This window comes from Bradyrhizobium sp. WYCCWR 12699 (genome assembly GCF_032144035.1).
Taxonomy (GTDB): domain Bacteria; phylum Pseudomonadota; class Alphaproteobacteria; order Rhizobiales; family Xanthobacteraceae; genus Bradyrhizobium.
The window spans coordinates 593,353-614,354 of record NZ_JAVTJN010000039.1 but is presented as its reverse complement, the minus strand read 5'-3'; the positions used below and the strand labels follow the sequence as shown (position 1 = coordinate 614,354).

The following is a 21,002-nucleotide window of genomic DNA, read 5'->3' as shown; positions in this document are numbered from 1 at the left end:
TTGTTCCCTGTCTGCTCCCTGTTGCCGGACTCTTGTTCGGTCCGTCGCCGCCAAGCTTAGGCGGCTCTTGCGTTGCTCGCGACCTGCTTCAGGCCGAAATCGTAATTGAGGTGAAAATACTCACCGTCCACCATGCGACCATCCGGCGCACGGCCGGCGGGGTGACGGACGAACTCCCGGATCAGGCTGTCCTTGACGCCGAACACCACGTCGCTGTCGAGATATTGGTCGCCGGCAACGAACACGTGCGTGACGAGCTGCTCGAAACCGAGCGCCGAGATCATGAAGTGCACATGTGCCGGGCGCCAGGGATGGCGCCCCTGTGCCTCCAGCATGTCGCCGACCGGACCGTCATGCGGAATGGGGTAGGCGGCCGGCTTGATCGACCAGAAATGGAAGCGGCCGTTGGCATCGGTGTGGAAGCGGGCGCGCATGGCGAGATCGCCGATGCTGTCGAGTTGCTGCACGTCGTAATAGCCGTCATCGTCGGAGTGCCAGACATCGACGATGGCGCCCACGAGCGGCTTGCCGTCGACGGTCGAGACCGATCCAGTGACCAGCATCGGATCGCCCTCCATCGGGCCGGAGATATCGGCGCCGCTGTCCTTCTCCGGCGCGGCCTGCACGAAGAACGGGCCGAGCACGGTGGTCTCGGTCGCGCCCTCCGGCACCGGGTGATTGATGGCATCGACCAGCATGGAGACACCGAGCGTATCCGACAGCAGGATGAACTCCTGGCGCTTGTCGTTGCACATGTGGCCGGTGCGGGTCAGGAAGTCGATGCCGAACTCCCACTCCTTCTGGGTCGGACGCACCTCGCGGACGAAGGCGTGAAGATGACGCACCAGCGCTTCGCTGACCTCCTTGATCCGCGGATCGGTCGCGCCCGCGATCCGCTCCAGCACTGCTTCCGTGATCGTGGTCTCGTTGAAGTTACGCATGGGGCCTCCGAGGATCAGAGTTCGGGTTCGCCAAGGCCGGACAGCCGCTCGAGATGCTTGACGGTGGCGATGAAGTCGGTGTCGCCGTCGCCCTGGGCGACCAGCGAGCCATAGGTCTCGCGCACTTGCGCGGCGAGCTGAAGCGGCACGCCGACGGCGTGGCCGGCACCGAGAATGAGGTCGAGGTCCTTGGCCATCTGCTTGCAGGAGAAGGTTGACTCGAAGTCGCGGCTGCGCAGCGGTGCGGTCTTGTACTTCACCATGGGGGAGGCGACCGCGCTGTCGTCGAGAACCTTCAGGATATCCTGCCAGGCAATGCCGCCCTTGCGCGCCAGCGCGAGGCTTTCCGCCATCATCGCGGCCGACACCGCGATCATCAGGTTGACCGAGAGCTTTGCGTAGCGCGCTTCTTCGGCGGGCCCGAGATAGGTCTGGGCACGGGTGAAGGCCGCGAACAGCGGCTTGAGTTTCTCGAACGCGTCCTTGGGGCCCGAGACGAAGCAGGTCAGCGCGCCCGTGTGAACGATGCTGGCATTGCCGGAAACCGGCGAACGCAGATAGGCAATGCCGCGCGCCTGCGCGGCGGCTGCGACTTCGGTCGAGGCCGCGACGCTGACGGTACTGGTCTCGATGAGAACCGCTCCGGGCGCCATTGCGGCGACCAGGCCGGCGGAGCTGAGCAGCGCCCCGCGCAAGGCTGCATCGTCGGGCAGGGAGGTGACGACAGCGGCCTTGCCGCTGACGGCCTCGAACGGCGATGCCGCAGTCGCAATGCCTTGCGTGCGCGCCTCGTTGATCCGTGCCGCGCTCTGATCGAACGCGGTGACGGCGTAACCGGCCTGGGCCACGAGCGCCGACATCGGCAGGCCCATCTTGCCGATCCCGATGAAAGCGATGTTCTTCGAAGCGTCTGTCATTGTTATCGTCCGTTGGCGCCTTCAGGCGGCGCGTCCCTGTCGTTCGATGTCCTGCACCAGCCGCCGGCCCGATTGCGCCAGCAGCTCTTTCTTGGCCTCCAATCCTTCGACCAGCAGTCGGCCATTCCGCTTCTTCCAGGCGCCGCCGATCATGACGGCCTCGATGTTGGCAAGGCTTGTCTGCATCACCACGGTCGCGACGGGATCATGAACCGGGTGGAGATTGAGGTCGGAGGCGTTGATGATGACGAGGTCGGCGAGCTTGCCCGGTGTCAGCGATCCGATCTGGTTTTCGCGGCCGAGCATGCGGGCACCTTCCGTCGTGATCCATCGCAGCGCCTCGCGCACGGGAACTGTGGTCGTCGCCGGAATGCTGCCGCTGGTCTTGCGCGACTCGGCATTGTCGAGTGCCCGCTGCATCGACAGCGCGATGCGGGCGGCGGAGAAGAGATCGCCGGCCAGGATGGATTCGAGGTCGATGCCGATCGTCGGCCGCACTCCGCGCTTGAGCAAACGCCCGGTGATCGGAAAACCATGGCCCTGGATCATCTCGTTCTCCGGCGTCACCGAGAACGACACGCCAAGATCGACCATCCGGTCCAGCAACGTGTCCGGCAGGTCGTTGCCATGGACGATGTTGGTGCTCGAACCGACGAGGCCCGCCTCGATCAGCTTCTCCCAGCCGCCGGGCGTCTTGGCCGGGCCGCCGCCCTGGTGCATGGAGGCGATCAGGTTCAGTTCGCGCGCCAGACGGAAGTCCTGCACCGCAACGTCGAGTGTCGAATAATGCGGACCGAGAATGGCGAGCCCGAGCGTGACGAGGCCGTCGCGGTCGGCAAGGGGGCCCGCCAGCAGCCGCTCGACCTCGCGGCGCGGGTGTGGCACTTCCGAGAAATGCGGCTCGCCCGGCTTCGGCTCCGGCTTGGGCGAACCGTGGAAGAAGGCGGCGCGGATCCCGCTCTCGATCAAGCCGTGTACGGCAGCGTCGGTGTGATCTGGCGTCGGATTGTTGTGGCACCAGTCGACCAGCGTGGTGGTGCCGCAATTGATCTGGTTCAGTGCGCCGACGAGGGTTGCAATGTGGATATCTTCGGGCCGGAACACGGTCGCAAGGCCGGCATGCATGCGGCGGAAATATTCCAGCAGCGTCCAGTTCGCGGCGAAGCCGCGCAAGCCGGTCTGCCAGGTGTGCATATGCGCGTTGATCAGGCCGGGAATGACGATGCGGTCCTTGCCGTCAATGATCTCGACGTCTGTCGCGACGTCGATCGATGGCCGCACGTCGATGATGCGGCTGCCCTCGACCAGCACATCGCCGGTTGCGAGATCGCCGATCGCGTCATCCATGGTGATGACAATAGCGGATTTGATCAGCGTGCGCCGCATCGCCTCACGCCGCCGCTTTGACGGTGACGGGCGGCTCGCCGGCCCAGGCGCGTGCAATCACGTCGCGAATAATGTTGCGGTCGAGCGGCCGCGGATTCCAGTAGGGATTCGTCACCGCGAGATCGGCCGCCTTGTCGATGCCGGCTTCGGGCATGCCGATGTCGCGCAGCGCCAGCTTCGCGCCGAGCCGCTTGGCGAGATCGTAAAGACCTTGAGGTGCGTCAGCCGCGCCGATCGCGCGCGAGATGCGTGAAATCGCATCGGGCACGGCCGGGGCGTTGTAGGCGAGCGCATGCGGCAGCACGATGGTGTGGGTTTCGGCATGCGGCAGATCAAACGTGCCGCCGAGCGTATGGCAGAGCTTGTGATGCAGCGCCATGCCGACGGTGCCCAGACAAACGCCGCACAGCCATGCGCCATAGAGCGCTTCGGTGCGGGCCTCGCGGTCGTCGCTTTTCACGGCGATGGCGGGCAGGGCCCTCGCCAGGGCGCGAATGCCTTCTTCGGCCATCAGCGATGTCACGGGGTTGGCGTCGCGTGCGTACAGCGCCTCCACCGCATGCGCGATCGCGTTGATGCCGGATGTTGCCGCGAGGCTCGCCGGCAGCGTCAAGGTGAGATCGACATCGTAGATCACGGTCTCGGGCAGGATCGCCGCATCGCGCACCGTGGTTTTCAGGCCGTTCTCGGTCTGCCCGACGATCGGCGTCATCTCCGAGCCGGCATAGGTGGTGGGAATGCAGAGCTGGTTGATTCCGGTGCGCAAGGCCAACGCCTTGCCGAGGCCCGTGGTCGAGCCGCCGCCGAGCGAGACGACGCAGTCGGCCTCGCACGCCTGCATCGCGGCGAGCGCGCGCTCCGTGACCTCGACCGGCGTGTGCATGGTCGCGCCGGGAAAGATGCCGGCATAGAGCGGGCCGAGCGCCGCGCCGAGGCTCTTGCCCTGCGCCTCCTGCTGCGGCGTCGTCAGCACCAGCGCGCGCTTGCCACCGAGGCGCTCGACCTCGGCCTTGGCTTCAGTCAGCGTTCCACTGCCGAACACGACGCGGCAGGGCAGGTTTTCAAAGGTGAACGAACCGATCATGCGCCGGTCTCTTTGATGGGATAATCGACCTGGAAGCGCCCGATCCGCAAGTCGCCCAAGGCCTCGCGCACCCGCAGATGTTCCGGATGGCTGGCATAGGCGCTGAGCGCCGCCTGGTCGGTGAATTCGGAGAACAGAACGACGTCGCAGGCGTAATCGACCGCGCTGACATCCATGCCGACTTCGATATGGGTGAGGCCGTCGATCCGGCCCTTGAGGCCCTCGAACAGCGTCTTGACCTTGACCCTTGCGGCGGAGCGCTCCTCGGGGGTCTCCCCGCGCAGCCGCCACATCACGATGTGCCTGATCGGGCCCGACATTTCCTGATTTCCTCGCCTGTCGCAGTGTTTTGTTGAGAGCTATTTTGCCTTGCAGAAATCGGAAATAAAGGCCAAAATTTGTAAGTCTCTTTTCCGATATGCGCAAAAATGGACCGGCTGCTCCAACTCGAGGTCTTCTCCAAAACGGCCGAGCTCGGCAGCCTTTCCAAAGCTGCCGAAACATTGCGGATGTCGAACGCGGCCGCGAGCCGCCATCTCAGCGCCCTGGAGGAGCGGCTTGCGGTCCGGCTGATCGAGCGCAACACGCGCCGGCAATGGCTGACCGAGGCAGGGCAGGAGCTGTTGCAACGCTGCAGCACGCTCTTGAACGAACTCGCCGAAGCCGAGGACGCCGTCTCCGACCGTGCGCTGTCACCGAAGGGCATGCTGCGCGTCACGTCCTCGCTGTCCTTTGCGATGATCTATCTCGCGCCGATGCTGCCCGCCTTCCGCGCGCTCTACCCCGATCTCAGTGTGCAGATCATCAGCGCCAACCGCTATCTGGATTTCATCGAGGCCGGCATCGACGTCGCGATCCGCACGCGCGAGCACGAGCCGGATTCCAACATCGTCGTCCGCCGCATTGGCCAGATGCACCGTGTGCTCGCGGCGGCTCCTTCCTATCTGGAAAAGCACGGCCGGCCCGAGCATCCCGCCGATCTCGCCCGCCACGACATGCTGATCTACAATCTCGCCAACGATCCCTATTCGCTGCGGCTGAGCCAGGGCAGCACGACGCAGACGGTGCGGATCGCGCCGACGCTCGACAGCAATGACGGCCAGATCATTTGTGGTGCAGCGCGTGCGGGGCTCGGCATCCTGATCCAGCCGCTCTACATCGTGCAGGGCGATATCGCAGCCGGCCGGCTGGTGCCTGTCCTGAGCGACTGGCAGCTGCCGCTGCTCACCATGAACATCGCTTACCAGAACCGCGTCAGGCTGCCGGCCAAGATCAGGGTGTTCTCGGACTTCCTGGTCAGTCACATCCGTGAGCATTCAGAGCCGGGGATCTGGATCGACGCGGCGAAGTGAGCGGGAAGCATCCATGTATCTCGGCATCGATCTCGGCACCTCCGCAGTCAAGACGGTTCTCGTCGACGACACCCAGCGCGTGATCGCAAGCGCGAGCAGGCCGCTGACGATCGCCTCGCCGCAGCCGGGACATTCCGAGCAGGACCCTGCGCAATGGATCGATGCGGCCTTCGCCACGCTCGATGCGCTGAAGGCTTCGCATGGACAAGAGCTGGCGGCGGTCAAGGGCATCGGACTGTCCGGCCAGATGCATGGCGCCACGCTGCTCGACGCGGGCTTGAGACCCTTGCGGCCCTGCATCCTCTGGAACGACGGACGCGCCGCCGCGGAATGTCGTGTCCTGGAGCAACGCTGGCCCGCCTTGCGCGCGGTGACGGGCAACAAGGCGATGCCGGGATTCACCGCGCCAAAACTGCTCTGGATCGCGACGCATGAGCCCGACATCTTTGCCGCGACGAAGCTCGTGCTGCAGCCAAAGGCCTATCTGCGCCTGGTGCTTTCGGGCGAGGCCGTCGAGGATGTCTCGGATGCATCGGGATCCCTGTGGCTCGACGCTGCGCGCCGGGACTGGTCGGACGCCGCATTGGCCGCAACCGGCCTGACGCGCGAGCACATGCCGCGTCTGGTCGAAGGATGCGCGCCCGCAGCAAGACTGCGGAGCGAGCTGGCGCGGCGCTGGGGCATGACCGGGCGGCCGGTGATCGCGGGCGGTGCCGGCGACAATCCGGCGGGCGCCATCGGCATCGGCGCGATCCAGCCGGGAACCGCATTCATATCCTTGGGGACATCGGGTGCCCTGTTGGCACCGACCGCCACGATCGCCGCCAATCCGGACCGCGCGGTGCACACGTTCTGCCATGCCATCCCGGACATGTGGATACAGGCCGGCGCGATCCTGTCGGCCGCCTCCTGCCTGGCCTGGGCCGCGCGCCTGTTCGGTGTCACTGAGACCGAGTTGTTGGCGCCGCTAGGATCGCGCCCGCGGGCGCCGTCGCCGGTGAGCTTCCTGCCTTATCTCGCAGGGGAGCGGACACCGCATGACGATCCCGCCGTGCGCGGCATGCTCGATGGTTTGAGCCATGGCACCGATCGCAATGCGATCGTGCAGGCGGTGCTCGAAGGCGTTGCCTTCGCGCTGGCCGATTGCCGCGACGCGCTCTCGGATGCCGGCATCGCGATCGCGGAAGCCGACGTCATCGGCGGTGGATCGCGGTCGTCGTTCTGGCTCTCGGTCCTCGCAAACGTGCTGAATGTTCCCATCCACTGCTTTGCCGGCGGCGAGACCGGCGCGGCGTTCGGTGCGGCAAGATTGGGGCGGCTTGCTGTCACGGGTGAGGCAATCGCAACCGTGTGCACGCGACCGCAACGCGTCGAGACGTTCGAACCTGACACCGGGCTGACCGATGCTTACGCCGAACGGCTTCCCGCCTGGCGCGAACTGTATCGGCCGCGCCACTAGCATCGCCGTGATATCGCATTTCGCTGTGTTCGGTATTGCCCTGTGCCGCGGCCTTTTGTTTAATGCGTGAGCCGCGCTGACAAGAAGATCGAGACGCGGGTGGGAAACGCATTGTGCGTCGGGAGGCACGATGAACGCTCCGATCCTCGAGATGCGCGGGGTCTCCAAATCCTTCTTCGGCATCAAGGCGCTGCGTGCCGTCGATCTCACCGTCTATGCCGGCGAGATTCATGCCTTGATGGGTGAGAACGGCGCCGGCAAGTCGACGCTGATGAAGATCCTGTCCGGCGCCTACAAGCCTGATCCCGGCGGCGAGATCCGCATCGAAGGGCATCCGGTCCGGATTGAAGGTCCGCTCGGCGGCCGCGCGGCGGGCATCTCCATCATCTATCAGGAGCTGTCGCTCGCTCCCAATCTCAGCGTCGCCGAGAATATCTATCTCGGCCGCGAGATCTCGCGTTCAGGACTGCTGGCGCGCGGGGAGATGCGTGAGGGCGTCGGTCCCATTTTGAAGCGGCTTGGCGCAGACTTCCTGCCCTTGACGCTGGTCGCCCATTTGTCCATGGGCCAGCGGCAACTGGTCGAGATCGCCCGTGCCCTGCATGCGAGGTCAAAGATCCTGATCATGGACGAGCCGACCACCGCACTGTCGGCGGGCGAGAGCGCGCGGCTGTTCGCGCTGATCCGCCAGCTCAGGGCGGAGGGGCTCGCCATCATCTACATCTCGCATCGCATGGACGAGGTCTACGCGCTCGGCGACCGCGTGACCGTGCTGCGCGACGGCCGGCTGGTCGGCTCGCTCGACAAGCCCGAGATCCGTGCCGACACCATCGTGCGGCTGATGGTCGGGCGCGACGTCTCCTCGTTCTACAAGAAGGATCACGATCCCGACGCGGGGCGCGGACACCCCGTGCTCGCAGCGATCGACATGGCCGATGGCCAGCGCGTCAAGGGCTGCTCGCTCAGCGTGCACTCAGGCGAGGTGGTCGGGCTCGCCGGCCTGATCGGCGCCGGCCGCACCGAGCTTGCGCATCTCATCATCGGCGCACTGCCAAAGACCTCCGGCCGGCTCGAGCTGGAAGGACAGCCGGTCGAGATCCGCACCCCCGGTGAGGCGCTCGAGGCCGGCATCGCCTATCTGACCGAGGACCGCAAGGCACTCGGCCTGTTCCTGGATATGTCCTGTCTGGACAACATCAACCTCGCGGTGCTCGGCCGCGATGCCAAGCTCGGCTGGTTCTTGGACCGTGACAAGGCGCGCGAGCGCGCCGACCGGGCCTTCGCTGGCCTCAGCATCCGCGCCGCCAATGTCGGCGTCCCCGCCGGTGGCCTGTCCGGCGGCAATCAGCAGAAGCTGCTGCTGTCGCGGCTTCTCGCCATCGCGCCGAAGGTGCTGATCCTCGACGAGCCGACGCGTGGCGTCGATGTCGGCGCCAAGTCCGAGATCTATTCGATCATCGACAATCTGGCCAAGGCTGGCACCGCGATCCTCGTCATCTCGTCCGACCTGCCCGAGATCATCGGTATTTGCGACCGCGTCGCCGTCATGCGGGCCGGGCACATCGCCGGCGAGGTGAGCCGCGGACCCAGTTCGCCGCTGACACAAGAAGACATCATGGCGCTTGCCACGGGGATGGAGCATCTCGATGCCTGACAACGGTGCTGCGGAGGTCCAGTCCGCCCCGACGACGACCAACGGTGCTGCCGCCGAGACAAAGCGCCAGCGGGTGAGGATGCTGATCAGCGCGCTCGGCATGCTGCCGGTGCTGTTGATCCTCTGTATCGGCTTTCATTTTCTGTCCGAGGGACGCTTCTTCACCGGACAGAATCTCGGCATCGTGTTGCAGCAGGCCGCGGTGAACACCGTGCTCGCCGCGGGCATGACCTTCGTCATCCTCACCGGCGGCATCGACCTCTCGGTCGGTTCGATCCTGGCGGCCTCCGCGATGGCCGGGTTGACGCTGTCCAAGCTGCCGGAGCTTGGCATGCTGTGGCTGCCGGCCTCGCTGCTCACGGGCCTTGGCTTCGGCGTCGTCAACGGCGCGCTGATCGCGCTGCTCCGCCTGCCGCCTTTCATCGTCACGCTCGGCTCTCTCACCGCGGTGCGCGGCCTTGCGCGACTGCTCGGGGCCGACACCACCGTGTTCAATCCCGCCATCCCCTATGCCTTCATCGGTAACGGCTCGCTGACGCTCGTTCCCGGCGTCGCATCGATCCCGTGGCTCTCGGTGATCGCCTTGCTCGTCATCCTGGTCTCGTGGCTGGTGCTGCGCCGGACCGTGCTCGGCGTGCACATCTACGCGGTGGGCGGCAACGAGAGCGCGGCGCGGCTTGCGGGCATCAAGGTCTGGGCCGTACTGATCTTCGTCTACGGTGTTTCCGGGCTTTTCGCCGGGCTCGGCGGCGCCATGCAGGCGGCGCGGCTCTATGCCGCCAATGGTCTGCAGCTTGGCCAGTCCTACGAGCTCGACGCGATCACCGCCGTGATCCTCGGCGGCACCTCGTTCGTCGGCGGCATCGGCTCGATCTGGGGGACACTGGTCGGCGCGCTGATCATCGCGGTGCTGTCGAACGGCCTCATCCTCGTCGGTGTCTCCGACATCTGGCAATATGTGATCAAGGGCCTCGTCATCATTGGCGCCGTGGCGCTGGATCGGTACCGGCTGCAAGGCTCCGCCAGAACTTAAAGGCTCCGCCAAAACTTAAAGGCTCGGCCAGAACATGAAAGCTTCCGTTGCGGCAACTGGTCTGCCGCGCCGGGGACCAAGACAGACCAGGGAGGAAGTCCATGTTGAAGACGATCATGCTCGCCGGCGCCGCGACGGCGCTTGTTCTTAGCACCGTGCCGTCCTCGGCGAAGGAGCTCAAGTCGATCGGCGTCTCGCTGGGGTCGATGGGCAACCCGTTCTTTGTCGCACTGGCGAAGGGCGCCGAGTTCGAGGCCAGGAAGACCAATCCCAACGTGAAGATCACGGCGGTCGGCTTCGAATACGATCTCGGTAAGCAGGTCACCCAGATCGACAATTTCATCGCCGCCGGCGTCGATCTGATCCTGCTCAACCCCGGCGATCCCAAGGCGATCGGGCCGGCGATCAAGAAGGCGCAGGCCGCCGGCATCGTCGTCGTCGCGGTCGATACCGCGGCCGAAGGCGCCGATGCCACCGTGACCACGAACAACGTGCAGGCCGGCGAGATCTCCTGCCAGTACATCGTCGACAAGCTGGGCGGCAAGGGCGAGGTCATCATCGAGAACGGACCGCAGGTCTCCGCCGTGATCGACCGCGTCGTTGGCTGCAAGAACGTCTTCTCGAAGAATCCCGGCATCAAGGTGTTGTCCAACGACCAGGACGGCAAAGGCTCGCGCGAAGGCGGTCTCACCGTTGCTCAGGGCTATCTAACCCGCTTCCCCAAGATCGACGCCATCTTCGCCATCAACGATCCCCAGGCGATCGGCACCGACCTTGCGGCGCGCCAGCAGAGCCGAACCGGCATCGTCATCACCGCGGTCGACGGTGCGCCCGATATCGAGGCCGCGCTGAAAGATCCGCAGTCGCCGCAGATTCAGGCTTCGGCTTCGCAGGATCCGTTCTTCATGGCGCGCCGCGCCGTGCAGGTCGGTGTTGGTATCCTCAACGGCCAGAAGCCGGCCTCGACCGTCGAGCTGCTGCCGTCCAAGCTCGTGACCAGGGACAATGTCGCCGAGTACAAGGGCTGGACCTCCGATCGTTCGCAGTAAGCCTCCCTTGCTGAGGCGGCAAACCACGAATTGCGGGCGGTGTGTTTGATTCACGCCGCCCGTGGCGTCATGGCCGCAGGCTCGTGCTAAGGCGTGCACTGATAAATCCGGCCGGCCCGCGCGTGGGCCGTGTCCGTTAGTTTTTCAACACCGGACATGGCTAATGCGCCCTGGCCACGCCGCTGAGGGCCACCTCCAGACATCGCCGATGGGTATATGGAATCATCGTCCACCGCGGAGAACAGCAAGTGGCCCGAATAGAAACCTGCGTATGGATCGTAGCGAGTTTCATCATCCTTTTGGCCGCCACTTCCCTACGGGCTTTAGCAACACCAGAAGCGTCTGCATGCGGGTACCTCGCTGGTCTAATCGATAAGGCACCGCCAGGGCCGTTGTTCTTGCGCAGCTATCCGACCGTGGAATCGGGGCCTCTCCATGGCGCCGCATACCTTTATGACAATGCGGTGGCCGCCATCGCGTTGGTCGGTTGCGGTGAGCGAGACAAAGCGTCTCGAATCGGCTCGGCAATTCTCTGGGCCCTCGACAACGACCGCACCTGGCATGATGGCCGCCTCAGGAACGCTTACGCGGCGGGTGTGGTGGTGAACGGCCCCGCCAAACTTCCGGGGTGGTGGGACAATACTCAAAACAAATGGTTGGAGGATCGATATCAGGTGGGCAGCGATGTTGGTAACGTGGCATGGGCCATGTTGGCGTTGCTGTCGATCGATGGCGTAAACACCGGCTCTCGGTTCCGCGATGGCGCAGCGCGGCTTGGCGCCTGGGTCGCGCAATGGGCAGATACGCGCGGTACTGGCGGCTTCACGGGTGGTACGTTTGGGCACGAACCGACGCCGGAAGTGCGGACGTGGAAATCGACTGAACATAATACTGACCTCGCCGCCGCGTTTGGCCTTCTTGCGATCCGTACAGGCGATTCACGCTGGCGCGATATGGCAACGGTTGCCGAGTACTTCGTAAATGCGATGTGGGATCCAGGGTGCGCCTGTTTTGCTGCGGGGACCGCTGAAGACGGTGTCACGCATAATCCGATTGTGGCCCTGGATGCCCAGATCTGGCCTTTAACGGCGCTTCACGGAGCGGCCGGGAAATTTGCATCGGCAATGACGACCGCCGAACAGCGGATGAGTGTCGACGGAGGCTTTTCTTACGGTGAAGACCGGGATGGTGTGTGGACCGAAGGGACGGGCCAAATGGCTCTCTTGATGAAATTGCTCGGCAAGACCGAGAGGGCGGAATCGTTGATCTCTGTCATCGAATCCCAGAGGTCGCCCGATGGTGGGTTCTATGCCACGAGTGTCCGCGCGTTACCGACGGGGTTCGTGTTGGACACCGACCCGACCAAGCCGCGAAACTATTTCCGATTGTCACATCTTGGCGCAGCTTCGTGGGCAGCCCTCGCGGAACGTGGGTTCAATCCCTTTACGATGACAAAAGGACTCCCCTAGCCGAGCCGGAGTGCTTCTCGTCTCAGCCGCTTCGGTCTGGCTTGATTTCGATATGTCCGCAACGCTCACAAGCCGCCGGTCACCCTCGAGTGGCGGACTTCCGCTTTGCGTTGGAAGCGAACGTTCATGAGTACACGCCCTGATCTAATCCGCGTCAGCGTGCGGCGGAAGGATTGGCTCGCGCGGGCAACACACTCGACGGAGACTTGCTGGCAAAAGCGTTCGTCTTGGGCTGGACGTGCGATCCGTCGATCACCTCGAGCCGGCCGCAACGGTTCAGGGTGTGGAGCTTCCTGCCGGGCCATGCCGGTCCGGGCTTCAGCGAATGGCGCACGACCTGCCTGAAGGCGGTCGGCGACAACTCGACCACTTCCGCCAGCGCGAGTGCCGCGCCGTAGCCGTCGGTGCAGTTCTGCACCGGGCGCCACAATGTGTCGTTGATCGTGACGAAATTCCCCGCCGGCCGCGTGCTCGCGCGGTCGATCAGCACCGGGTTGCTGGCGTGCGGCAACCAGGGCCCCAGGAGGTGATCGGCATGATAGATCGCCAGCGAATCCGAGTAGCCGCCGGCTCCGTCGCGCCAGGCGCCGAACAGGTAATGCAGGCCGTTATGCCGCGTGATCGTGACGTCGGCCAGCTCGAGGCCTGACAGCAGCGTCGCGTGCCGCTCCCATTTGTCCGGGAACCGGACGCATTTGTAGAGGGCGACGTCCCCGTTGGTCGAGCTCTCCGGAATCATCCACAATGCGCCACCGTCTTCGATCAGAAACGGATAGGAGAGATGCCAGGGCTCCTCCAGCACCGGCACGGCTTCTCCCACCGGGCCGGCGTCGTTGAACTCGATCGCCGAGATGATGCCTTTTCCGACGCGGTGATCGAGATCTTCGAAGAAGACGAATGTTCGCCCCTGCCAATTGATCGGAAACGGGTCCGCGTAAAAGCGATGTCCTGGATCGGGAAGGACGTTCCAGCCCGGTCCGGACAGATCGCCAGTCTGCCAGACACCGGCACCGTCATTGAAGCGCCATCCGACATGCCAATGCGGGGCATAGCAGCAGAGGCGATAGATCTCCTTGGCTATTGAGACGGCAAGGCCACGTATGACGTAGCCAGCGGGGCCACGGCCCGAACCATGTCCAGCGCGGCGCGCCAGCTCCGGAACAATCCGCGGCCTTCCCGACAGGATCGCCGCCACCATGGTCAGGGTTCGCGCCATGACGGTTTCGAGCGCGCCGCTGAGCCCTGCGGCAATTTCACCGGATGGATGGCCGCGATCGAGGACTGAGCCGTCGATCTCGTTGACGATGGCGATCACCGGCAGGTCGCCGGCCAGAATGGCGGCGAGCGCGGCGTTCTCGCCGGCAACGCCATTGAACAGCGGACGGAGATACAGCCGGGCGGAGCTGTTCGGATCGCGCGCGCCGCCGGTGAAATCGACGACCACGTCGGCGCTCCCGGCATGAGCCTGCGTCCGCTCCGGAATGGCGTCCAGCCTGTTGGCGCCGCTGGGCTTGCCCTTGTGCAACACCACACGTTCGAGCTCGAACAGGGCGTCGAGACCTGCGGGCCGCGGCTCGGTCGTTGCCGCCCAGGCGATTTGAACCGGAACATCCCGGCCGTCGACCGACAGCGTCGCGCGGCCCATCCATCGCCGCGCGTATTCACGTTCACAGCGAAACTCGATGATCATGTCGAGCCCATCACTTCCAATCGTCCGGTCAAATGACCTGGTCGAGAATTCGAACGTATTCCTCCACCATGGCATCTACCGAATAGCGCAACCTCAGGCCTTTGGCGTTTTGTCGCAGCTCGCCGCTCAAATGCTGGTCCGTCAGCAGCGTCGAGACGGCTGCCGAGAGCTTCGCATGATCGGAGGCATCGACGAAGAGCGCGGTCGGCCTGCCTTCGTAAGACAGCACTTCGCGCAGGACGGGAAGATCGGTCACGACGGAGGGAACCCCGGCGTTCGCGGCCTCGACCGCAGCCAGGCCGAAAGTCTCGGCCTGCGTCGGGAACACGAACACGTCCAGGCAGGCGAGAAACTCCGCCATCCGGCTCGGGGGAATTTCTCCGAGCAGATGCAGCCTGTCCGACACCTTCAATTCGTCAGCCAGCCGCCTCAGCCGCGTCTCGTCGGCGCCCTGGCCGGCGAGCGCGAGATGCCAGGACGGTTGATCCGGCAGCAGACGTATCGCCATGTCGAGCCGCTTGTGCGGATGCAGCCGCGCTGCGCAGCCGAGCAAGACGCGATCGGTCGGCAGATTGAATCTCTGTCGGGCCGCGTCCTTCGACAGCGTGAGCGCCTTGTCGTCGAAGCCGTGCGGCACATGCACCATGCGCGAACGGTAGGCCGCGGGGTAGCGCGAATATTCGCGTTCCATGTCCTTCGAATTGAGCGTGATGCGGTCGAAGAAGCCGAGGCTGCCCATGACGATGTCGGCGGTGCGGACCGGCCGGCTCATCGCGAGCGCAGATGAAACCTGATTGGCAACGACAGGTGCGCGGCTGACGAGGTGCGCGATGCCGGCGCCAATGACGTTGCCGAAATGCTGGAACGTCAGAACGGCGTCGGGCCTGACCGTCCTGATATGGCGGGCGAGCGTCCACAGCATCCGCAGCAGCGCCAATGGATTGCCCGGCCGGCTCGGCGCGCAATAGAGCGTATCGGGCGGCTCATCGAAGGAATCCGATTTGCGGAAGAAGAAGAGATTGGTGACGCGGTAGCCGCGCGCGGTCAGCCCGGCGCCGAGCAGCCTGGAGATCTCCTGCGCGCCGGCGTTCTCGGCCTGGGTTTGCGCGAGAAGCACGTGCAGCTTTCGTCCGCTGCCGTTCGACTGCGCGGGTGCTGCCGCGGTCGTCTCGCCCAATTCCTTGTTTGGCTGATAGTGCAGCACGGATCCCGACCCGCTAGAGAAACGAAATCTTCACCTTCTTAACTCCGTACCTATCATGCGGGCATCGCGTGGACACCGACTAGAAACAAACGGAGTTAATGCAAGGCCCGGCCATCGCCATCGTTGGCGCAGCCATTTCACGGGTTCCCCGACACTGCGCAGCAAGCCTGTTAACCAATCGATCTTGCACGTCGCCGGCGCGTGAACCCGACCTACTCACCGGAGTCGGCGCCGCGAACCGCATAATTGCCGCGCTTCAATGCGCTGAAGCGCAGAAGCACGAGAATTGAAGGATCCACTCCCGTCCGGCGGCGGCAGAGCACGTTCAGGGCAATGGTCGCGAGCGCCAGCGACACCGTGGCGGAAATCGCAGCACCAAGCACGCCGAGCCAGGGGATGAGAACGAGAAATCCCGCAAGGCGCAGCGCGACGTTGGCCGCAACGACGGGAACATAGATTCGTTCATGGCCGGTCAGCTGCAGGATGGCAGCCGCCGGGCCGCCTGCAGCCTGGATGGCCGTTCCGATGGCGAGGACGATCAGGACCGAATGCTGTTCGGTGAAATGAGGTCCGAACAGGTTGAGGAGATAGGGGCCGCCGATCCAGATCGTGGCGAGCCCGGCGGCCACGCAAAGCGCGGTCACCTCCGCCATCAACCGCAAGGTTCGCTCGAACTCCCGATGGTTCTTGCTGAAATACAGCGAGGGAAGCCGGCGCGCGCCGAATGTGTACAGCGCCGCGGACACCATGGCGAATATGTTGGCGAGGCGCGAGGCGGCGAAGTAGATGCCGGCCGTCGCCGGATCCAGCATCCAGTAGACCAAGATGACGTCGAAATACTGGTTTGCGACCTCGAGGATGGACGCGAGCCAGAAGTGCAGGGCGCTCGATCGCCAGCGGGATGTCTCGGAACCCGCAGCGGTGCCGCGCAAATTCGGCAGAACGCGCGCAATCGAGATGATCTGCGCAGCCAGCCCGACCGACATGGCAATCGTCATCACGGCGATCAGCTCGGCGGGATCGAGCTGCCGATGACCGACCAGCATGACGAGCAGGAACAGGACGACGATGACCCGCCAGAAGAACTCGCGGTTTCCTTCGCCCATGAGAATGCTGACCAGCGAGCGTGCGATCTGGCTGCCAAGCATCACGCCGGCGTTCACGGCCGTGTACGCGGACACCGCGAGGATCAGCACCCACCAGTCGCCTCTCATGTTGGCCGCGATGGCAATCCCCGCGATCACGATCAGCATGGCGATCGAGGTGATCTTGAAGCTCGACAGCAGGACGCCTTTGGTGAGATCCGGCCTGTCGCCGACCTGATACTCGTTCAGGAAGCGCACCAGCAAGGATTCCTGGCCGACCAGTCCCACGACGGCGGCGATCTGGGCAACCGAAAGCCAGGTCGCAAAGATGCCGAAGCCATCGGGCGACATCGTTCGTGCCGCCAGCGAGAACAAAGCAAACGCGAGCGCGCCGCTGCCAACCTTGAGGAGGATGGTCCCGACGACACCGCGCGTGACGTCACGCCGCAGAAGCTGGAGGATGGATTCGATCATGGAAGTTTAGGGAGCTGCTTTCTCCTGAAGACGGCGCCGGCGACAAGCTAGCATGCCGAAAAAACACGAGTGTTAATGGGCGACATGCAGGATTCTGCCTTCGGCGACGATATCGCGGTGACGTCGCTTGCTTCACTGTGGAACATCGTCGTTCCCGTTGTCCCAAATCAAGCAAGGCCGGCTCGGACCGTCTGACGGCGTATCGCCGCAACGATGGCCGAGAAGGCCGAGATCAGCGGTCGGATGGCGAATGGCTCGCGGGATCGGCCACCAGAAACCGCAATTGACGGGGAATTCCCAGCAAGAGGCGTGCCGGCTTGTCGTCAGGATGAGCGGCCCTCCCGCCCGTTAACCTCGATATCGAGAAATGATCGCGTTTGGCCGCGTGATGCGACATCAGGCCGGAGAATTGCACGTGCGACTTTAGTTGACCGTGGGAGCCTAGATCATGACGGCGGACAAAACCGTGAACGAGCCGATCGTTGCGGACATCGCGATCGTCGGCGGCGGCCTTGCGGGATCGCTCGCGGCGGCCGTGCTGGCGCGGGCAGGGCATCGCATCGCCCTGATCGACAAGCGGGCGGTCTACCCGGACGAATTCCGGGTCGAAAAGATCGGCGGCCATCAATTGGCGATGCTGCGCAAGCTGGGCTTTCTCGATGCGCTCGAGAGTGTCGCCAGTCGATATGATCAGGTGCTCAATATCCGGGAAGGCAAGGTGGTCGACGTCAGTGTCGGTCAGGCCTACGGGTTTCCCTATGCCGATCTCGTGGCGATGGCGCGCAGCCAGATGCCCGATCCGTCCAGCCTGATCGTCGACGAGGTCGCCGCGATCAACTGCAGCGACGACGTCCAGCATCTCGAACTGGCCTCCGGACGGCGCGTGACCGCGCGCCTCGTCGTTCTCGCCACGGGCATGGCGGGAGCGCTCGGCTACAAGCTCGGCATCAAGCGGCGCGTGCTGGCCGAGCGCCACTCGGTCTCGTTCGGCTTCACGATTACCCGCCAGGACGGCCGCCCGTTCGATTTCGAGGCGCTGACCTGCTATGGCGAGCGCACGGCGGATGGCATCGACTATCTCAGCCTGTTTCCCGTCCGCGCCGGGATGCGGGCCAATCTTTTCATGTTCCGCGACCCGACCGATCCGATCATGCGCGAGCTGCGTCGCGAGCCGGAGGCGACCGTTTTGCGCCTGCTGCCGGGCTTGCGGCCCTATCTCGGCGATTTCCGCGTCATCGACCGGGTCCAGAACTGGGTGATGGATTTGACCGTCGTCGAAGGACATCTGCAGCCCGGAATCGTGCTCATCGGCGATGCGTTCCAGACCAATTGCCCCGCCGCCGGCACCGGTGTCGCGCGCCTCTTGGTGGACGTCGATCGTCTCTGCACCGAATATGCACCGCGATGGCTCGCGACATCAGGCATGGGCCAGGAGAAGATTGCGCAATTCTATTCCGATCGCGACAAGATCGCGGCGGATCAGCAGTCCCTGAAGATGGCGCGCTTCCGCCAGGCGCTGACGTCCCGCGACGATATCGGCTGGGACGTCCGGCGCCGCTTGCACTTCCTGCGGCGCAGCCTGGCGCACCGTGTCGATCAGATGCATCCGGGCTGGATTGGACGCGTTCGCGGCGCGCTGCGCGCCTGAGGCCTGCGCTTCTTTCGCCTGCCGTCGGTCAGCGGGTCGGCGTCGGCGTGCGGGCGGGCAGGAGCCGCAAATCCGATAATCGCTTGGCCGCGAGCTTGAGCCAGGGCGCCTGGTTCAGCGCGAACAGGGCGACGGCGCCCATTGCGCTGCCGGCCTGCGTGACCGCCCACATCGGCGACGGCTGTCCGCCGAACAATTTCTTGTAGGGCTCGTCACCAATGGTGAAATCGAGCATCTGATCGCCGCGCTCGATACAATCGCGTGCCACCTGCTCGAACATCAGCGCGCCCAGGGACTGGCTCTTGTATCCGGCGATGTCGAAGGCGCTCATGATGATGAGGAAGCTGTCGCGATGGCATAGTCCGAGCACGGCCGCAATCACTTCGCCGTCCATCTTCATGGCGTAGAGGCGCACGAAGCCGCCGAGACCACGCAGGGCCACGTCGGAGTAGAAGTCGAAATATTCGGGACGCTGCAGCAGGTCGCCGTCGCCCTGCGCCTGAAAGCGCGGGCCGCGAAACTTCTTCATCACCTCCAGTGCCTCGAGCACGGAAGCGTTGTCGTCGCAGCAAGCAAAGCTCAGCGCGCCCTTCTTCTGGAGCTGGCGAGATTTCTTTGCGAGCTCCTTCTGATAGGAGCGGTCGATCGCGCTGGCACGCCATTGCTCGAACGGCGCGACGAGAACCGTCGCGTAGGCATTGGTCTCCATCGAGACCCGGCGGGAGGCCCCGAGGAGATTTTCGATCGGAAGCCGCCCGTCGGGCAGCTTGGTCATGCGAAGCAGATCGAACGGACGAACGAGGCGCCTGATCTCCGCGCATGCATCGGCGTCGCCGAGCAGCCGCGCAAACACGTCCGGGCTGCAGACCGGGGCCAGATAGTCGGAGACACGCAGGTCGGCGAACTCGACGGTCCGGATCGGACCGCGCCGCATCCGGAGCAGGGGCAGCACCATCGCAAGCGTTCCCGTCGCGCGGTCACGGACCACGACGACCAGAGGTGTTGCACCGGCATTTGCAGCAAGCCGGGCATAAAGGCTGTGCAGCCAGATTGGATGCTGGAACGCGGTCGCCGCCGAGCGATCGAACAGCTCGGCGTACTCCTCGGACAAAAAGTCGAACGACTGCTCGATGACAATGTCGAAATCGTTGCTGGGCTTGTTCATGTGCAATCAGGGAAACCGGACAATTCGCGACCATCGATCGAGCCGTAGCTGGGCTTTATAGCAGGCTCGTTACGGGCTAGACACCAGCGGCCTGCGATTTGCATTAATGTGTTCAACCGCGTTCGTATCGTTACCAAACCCTTAATCCACCGATCGCGATCTCCTCGATCGTGCAAGATGGTCTCGTACGGTCCAGAACACGTCGACGATGTCCCTCTCACGACGAGAATTGCTCAATACGGCGGCACAGATCGCAACGCTGGCCGCCTGGCCCGGCGCCGCAGCCGCTGACGATTACCCCTCGCGGCCCATCAGGCTGGTCATTCCCTATACGGCCGGCGCCGCGGGCGATCAGATCGGCCGTCCCTGGGCCGACAGGATTGCTCCGCTGCTGGGGCCGGTCTATGTCGAAAATATCGGCGGCGCCGGCGGCGCGATCGGATCAGCCGCGGTGGCGCAGAGCGCGCCGGACGGCTATTCGCTGCTGCTCGGCAATGGCAGCACGCAAGTGATGATTCCCTTGTCCTCGGCGCAGCCGGCCTATGACGGGATTCGTGATTTCCGTGCCATCTACCGCCTGATCACCAGCACGCTCGCATTCGCGGTTCATCCTGCCTTGCCGGTCAAGGACCTGCGGGAGCTGATCATCTTTGCCAGGGCCAATCCCGGCAAGCTGTCCTATGGCACTCCGGGCGTCGGCACCGGCAATCACCTCGTCGGGGAGATGTTAAGGATGCAGTCCGGCCTCGCAGCGGATTTCATCCACGTCCCCTATCGCGGCATGGGGCCTGCGACCAACGACCTGGTGAGCGGCCAGATATCTTCGGTGATCGCGGTGGTCTCCAGCCAGATCCTGCAATTGCACTTTGCTGGCAAGCTGCGGCTGATCGCCGTGACGAGCGATCGGCGGTTGAACGGCGCGCCTGATATTCCGACGGTGATCGAGCAGGGCATGCCGGATCTCAGATATGCCGGCTGGTTTGGCTTGTTCGCTCCAAAAGCAACGCCGGATACGATCGTGGAGCGGATCGCTGCGGCGACGCGCACGGCGATGGCCGATCCAAAATTGCAGGAAAGCTATCGCTCACAGGGTCTGGAGCCGGACGTCGGTTCAGGTCCCGACAGGTTTCAGCGCCTGGTCGAAGACGAGCTGGCTCGCCTTGCTCCCATCGTCAAGGCGATCGGGCTGAAGCGCGACTGAGATCACGCTCCAAAACTTAGCGCGGCATTTGCAAGTGACGTGCTGTCGCAGATCCAAGCGCGCTGCGTCATTCTGCGCGACTGAGAAGCGTCCTTTGAAATCGTTCCAGATGCGCTGTCCACTGCAGTCATTGACGATCGAGACATTCTAAGTCGCCGCGCACGCATTTTCGTTGCCGTGATCATGGCCGC

17 protein-coding genes are annotated in these 21,002 nt (G+C 64.3%); 8 read left to right on the top strand and 9 right to left on the bottom strand.

What is annotated here, in order from left to right:
* Positions 1-56 precede the first annotated feature (56 nt).
* Genes RPS27_RS33750 through RPS27_RS33730 form a run of 5 tightly spaced genes read right to left on the bottom strand, consistent with a single transcriptional unit; the run spans position 57 to position 4,648 of the window.
* Positions 57-941, bottom strand: coding sequence for an intradiol ring-cleavage dioxygenase (locus RPS27_RS33750; protein WP_212066920.1), 885 nt, complete (start codon positions 939-941; stop codon positions 57-59).
* Between the two features lie 14 nt (positions 942-955).
* Positions 956-1,858 carry an NAD(P)-dependent oxidoreductase gene (locus tag RPS27_RS33745; RefSeq protein WP_212066918.1) on the bottom strand — a complete coding sequence of 301 codons (903 nt, stop codon included), beginning with the start codon at positions 1,856-1,858 and terminating at the stop codon, positions 956-958.
* A gap of 21 nt (positions 1,859-1,879) precedes the next feature.
* On the bottom strand, positions 1,880-3,244 hold the full coding sequence (locus RPS27_RS33740) for an amidohydrolase family protein (RefSeq protein WP_212066910.1): 1,365 nt from the start codon (positions 3,242-3,244) through the stop codon (positions 1,880-1,882).
* A gap of 4 nt (positions 3,245-3,248) precedes the next feature.
* Positions 3,249-4,328 (bottom strand): maleylacetate reductase, encoded by a 1,080-nt coding sequence (locus RPS27_RS33735; protein ID WP_212066908.1) that lies wholly within the window; start codon positions 4,326-4,328, stop codon positions 3,249-3,251.
* Positions 4,325-4,648, bottom strand: coding sequence for a Dabb family protein (locus tag RPS27_RS33730; RefSeq protein ID WP_211418247.1), 324 nt, complete (start codon positions 4,646-4,648; stop codon positions 4,325-4,327). The genes RPS27_RS33735 and RPS27_RS33730 overlap by 4 nt, the downstream gene beginning before the upstream one ends.
* Before the next feature lie 108 nt (positions 4,649-4,756).
* On the opposite strand from RPS27_RS33730, the gene RPS27_RS33725 reads away from it, so the two are divergent.
* From RPS27_RS33725 to RPS27_RS33700, 6 genes are all read left to right on the top strand, one after another.
* Positions 4,757-5,680 (top strand): LysR family transcriptional regulator, encoded by a 924-nt coding sequence (locus RPS27_RS33725; protein ID WP_212066906.1) that lies wholly within the window; start codon positions 4,757-4,759, stop codon positions 5,678-5,680.
* A gap of 13 nt (positions 5,681-5,693) precedes the next feature.
* Complete coding sequence (gene xylB / locus RPS27_RS33720) at positions 5,694-7,139, top strand: xylulokinase (RefSeq protein ID WP_212066904.1); 1,446 nt, start codon at positions 5,694-5,696, stop codon at positions 7,137-7,139.
* A gap of 130 nt (positions 7,140-7,269) precedes the next feature.
* Positions 7,270-8,793 carry a sugar ABC transporter ATP-binding protein gene (locus RPS27_RS33715; protein ID WP_212066902.1) on the top strand — a complete coding sequence of 508 codons (1,524 nt, stop codon included), beginning with the start codon at positions 7,270-7,272 and terminating at the stop codon, positions 8,791-8,793.
* The gene (locus RPS27_RS33710) at positions 8,786-9,826 is read left to right on the top strand and encodes an ABC transporter permease subunit (RefSeq protein WP_211418243.1); all 1,041 of its coding nucleotides are present in this window, start codon (positions 8,786-8,788) and stop codon (positions 9,824-9,826) included. The genes RPS27_RS33715 and RPS27_RS33710 overlap by 8 nt, the downstream gene beginning before the upstream one ends.
* A 101-nt stretch (positions 9,827-9,927) precedes the next feature.
* Positions 9,928-10,875, top strand: a complete 948-nt coding sequence (locus RPS27_RS33705) for an ABC transporter substrate-binding protein (RefSeq protein WP_212066900.1) — start codon at positions 9,928-9,930, stop codon at positions 10,873-10,875.
* 398 nt (positions 10,876-11,273) lie between these two features.
* Positions 11,274-12,344, top strand: a complete 1,071-nt coding sequence (locus RPS27_RS33700; protein ID WP_249131791.1) for a hypothetical protein — start codon at positions 11,274-11,276, stop codon at positions 12,342-12,344.
* A gap of 154 nt (positions 12,345-12,498) precedes the next feature.
* On the opposite strand, the gene RPS27_RS33695 is transcribed toward RPS27_RS33700, so the two are convergent.
* From RPS27_RS33695 to RPS27_RS33685, 3 genes are all read right to left on the bottom strand, one after another.
* Positions 12,499-14,034, bottom strand: coding sequence for a hypothetical protein (locus RPS27_RS33695; RefSeq protein WP_212066898.1), 1,536 nt, complete (start codon positions 14,032-14,034; stop codon positions 12,499-12,501).
* Positions 14,035-14,062: 28 nt separating this feature from the next.
* Complete coding sequence (locus tag RPS27_RS33690; protein ID WP_212066896.1) at positions 14,063-15,238, bottom strand: glycosyltransferase family 4 protein; 1,176 nt, start codon at positions 15,236-15,238, stop codon at positions 14,063-14,065.
* 212 nt (positions 15,239-15,450) lie between these two features.
* On the bottom strand, positions 15,451-16,797 hold the full coding sequence (locus RPS27_RS33685; RefSeq protein WP_211418239.1) for a lipopolysaccharide biosynthesis protein: 1,347 nt from the start codon (positions 16,795-16,797) through the stop codon (positions 15,451-15,453).
* 448 nt (positions 16,798-17,245) lie between these two features.
* On the opposite strand from RPS27_RS33685, the gene RPS27_RS33680 reads away from it, so the two are divergent.
* A complete protein-coding gene (locus RPS27_RS33680) occupies positions 17,246-18,445 on the top strand; it encodes an NAD(P)/FAD-dependent oxidoreductase (RefSeq protein WP_212066894.1) in 1,200 nt (399 codons plus the stop codon).
* Positions 18,446-18,473: 28 nt separating this feature from the next.
* On the opposite strand, the gene RPS27_RS33675 is transcribed toward RPS27_RS33680, so the two are convergent.
* Positions 18,474-19,610 (bottom strand): GNAT family N-acetyltransferase, encoded by a 1,137-nt coding sequence (locus RPS27_RS33675; RefSeq protein ID WP_212066886.1) that lies wholly within the window; start codon positions 19,608-19,610, stop codon positions 18,474-18,476.
* Positions 19,611-19,818: 208 nt separating this feature from the next.
* Here RPS27_RS33675 and RPS27_RS33670 point away from each other — a divergent pair, with 208 nt between their 5' ends.
* Positions 19,819-20,811 (top strand): Bug family tripartite tricarboxylate transporter substrate binding protein, encoded by a 993-nt coding sequence (locus RPS27_RS33670; RefSeq protein WP_212066884.1) that lies wholly within the window; start codon positions 19,819-19,821, stop codon positions 20,809-20,811.
* Positions 20,812-21,002 lie beyond the last annotated feature (191 nt).

Excerpts from the sequence above, each read along its gene's own strand:
- RPS27_RS33675 (WP_212066886.1), bottom strand. The coding sequence starts at position 19,610 with ATGAACAAGCCCAGCAACGATTTCGACATTGTCATCGAGCAGTCGTTC.
- xylB (WP_212066904.1), top strand. The coding sequence starts at position 5,694 with ATGTATCTCGGCATCGATCTCGGCACCTCCGCAGTCAAGACGGTTCTC.
- RPS27_RS33725 (WP_212066906.1), top strand. The coding sequence starts at position 4,757 with ATGGACCGGCTGCTCCAACTCGAGGTCTTCTCCAAAACGGCCGAGCTC.
- RPS27_RS33745 (WP_212066918.1), bottom strand. The coding sequence starts at position 1,858 with ATGACAGACGCTTCGAAGAACATCGCTTTCATCGGGATCGGCAAGATG.
- RPS27_RS33710 (WP_211418243.1), top strand. The coding sequence starts at position 8,786 with ATGCCTGACAACGGTGCTGCGGAGGTCCAGTCCGCCCCGACGACGACC.
- RPS27_RS33695 (WP_212066898.1), bottom strand. The coding sequence starts at position 14,034 with ATGATCATCGAGTTTCGCTGTGAACGTGAATACGCGCGGCGATGGATG.
- RPS27_RS33685 (WP_211418239.1), bottom strand. The coding sequence starts at position 16,797 with ATGATCGAATCCATCCTCCAGCTTCTGCGGCGTGACGTCACGCGCGGT.
- RPS27_RS33740 (WP_212066910.1), bottom strand. The coding sequence starts at position 3,244 with ATGCGGCGCACGCTGATCAAATCCGCTATTGTCATCACCATGGATGAC.
- RPS27_RS33730 (WP_211418247.1), bottom strand. The coding sequence starts at position 4,648 with ATGTCGGGCCCGATCAGGCACATCGTGATGTGGCGGCTGCGCGGGGAG.
- RPS27_RS33705 (WP_212066900.1), top strand. The coding sequence starts at position 9,928 with ATGTTGAAGACGATCATGCTCGCCGGCGCCGCGACGGCGCTTGTTCTT.
- RPS27_RS33735 (WP_212066908.1), bottom strand. The coding sequence starts at position 4,328 with ATGATCGGTTCGTTCACCTTTGAAAACCTGCCCTGCCGCGTCGTGTTC.
- RPS27_RS33670 (WP_212066884.1), top strand. The coding sequence starts at position 19,819 with ATGTCCCTCTCACGACGAGAATTGCTCAATACGGCGGCACAGATCGCA.
- RPS27_RS33750 (WP_212066920.1), bottom strand. The coding sequence starts at position 941 with ATGCGTAACTTCAACGAGACCACGATCACGGAAGCAGTGCTGGAGCGG.
- RPS27_RS33680 (WP_212066894.1), top strand. The coding sequence starts at position 17,246 with ATGACGGCGGACAAAACCGTGAACGAGCCGATCGTTGCGGACATCGCG.
- RPS27_RS33715 (WP_212066902.1), top strand. The coding sequence starts at position 7,270 with ATGAACGCTCCGATCCTCGAGATGCGCGGGGTCTCCAAATCCTTCTTC.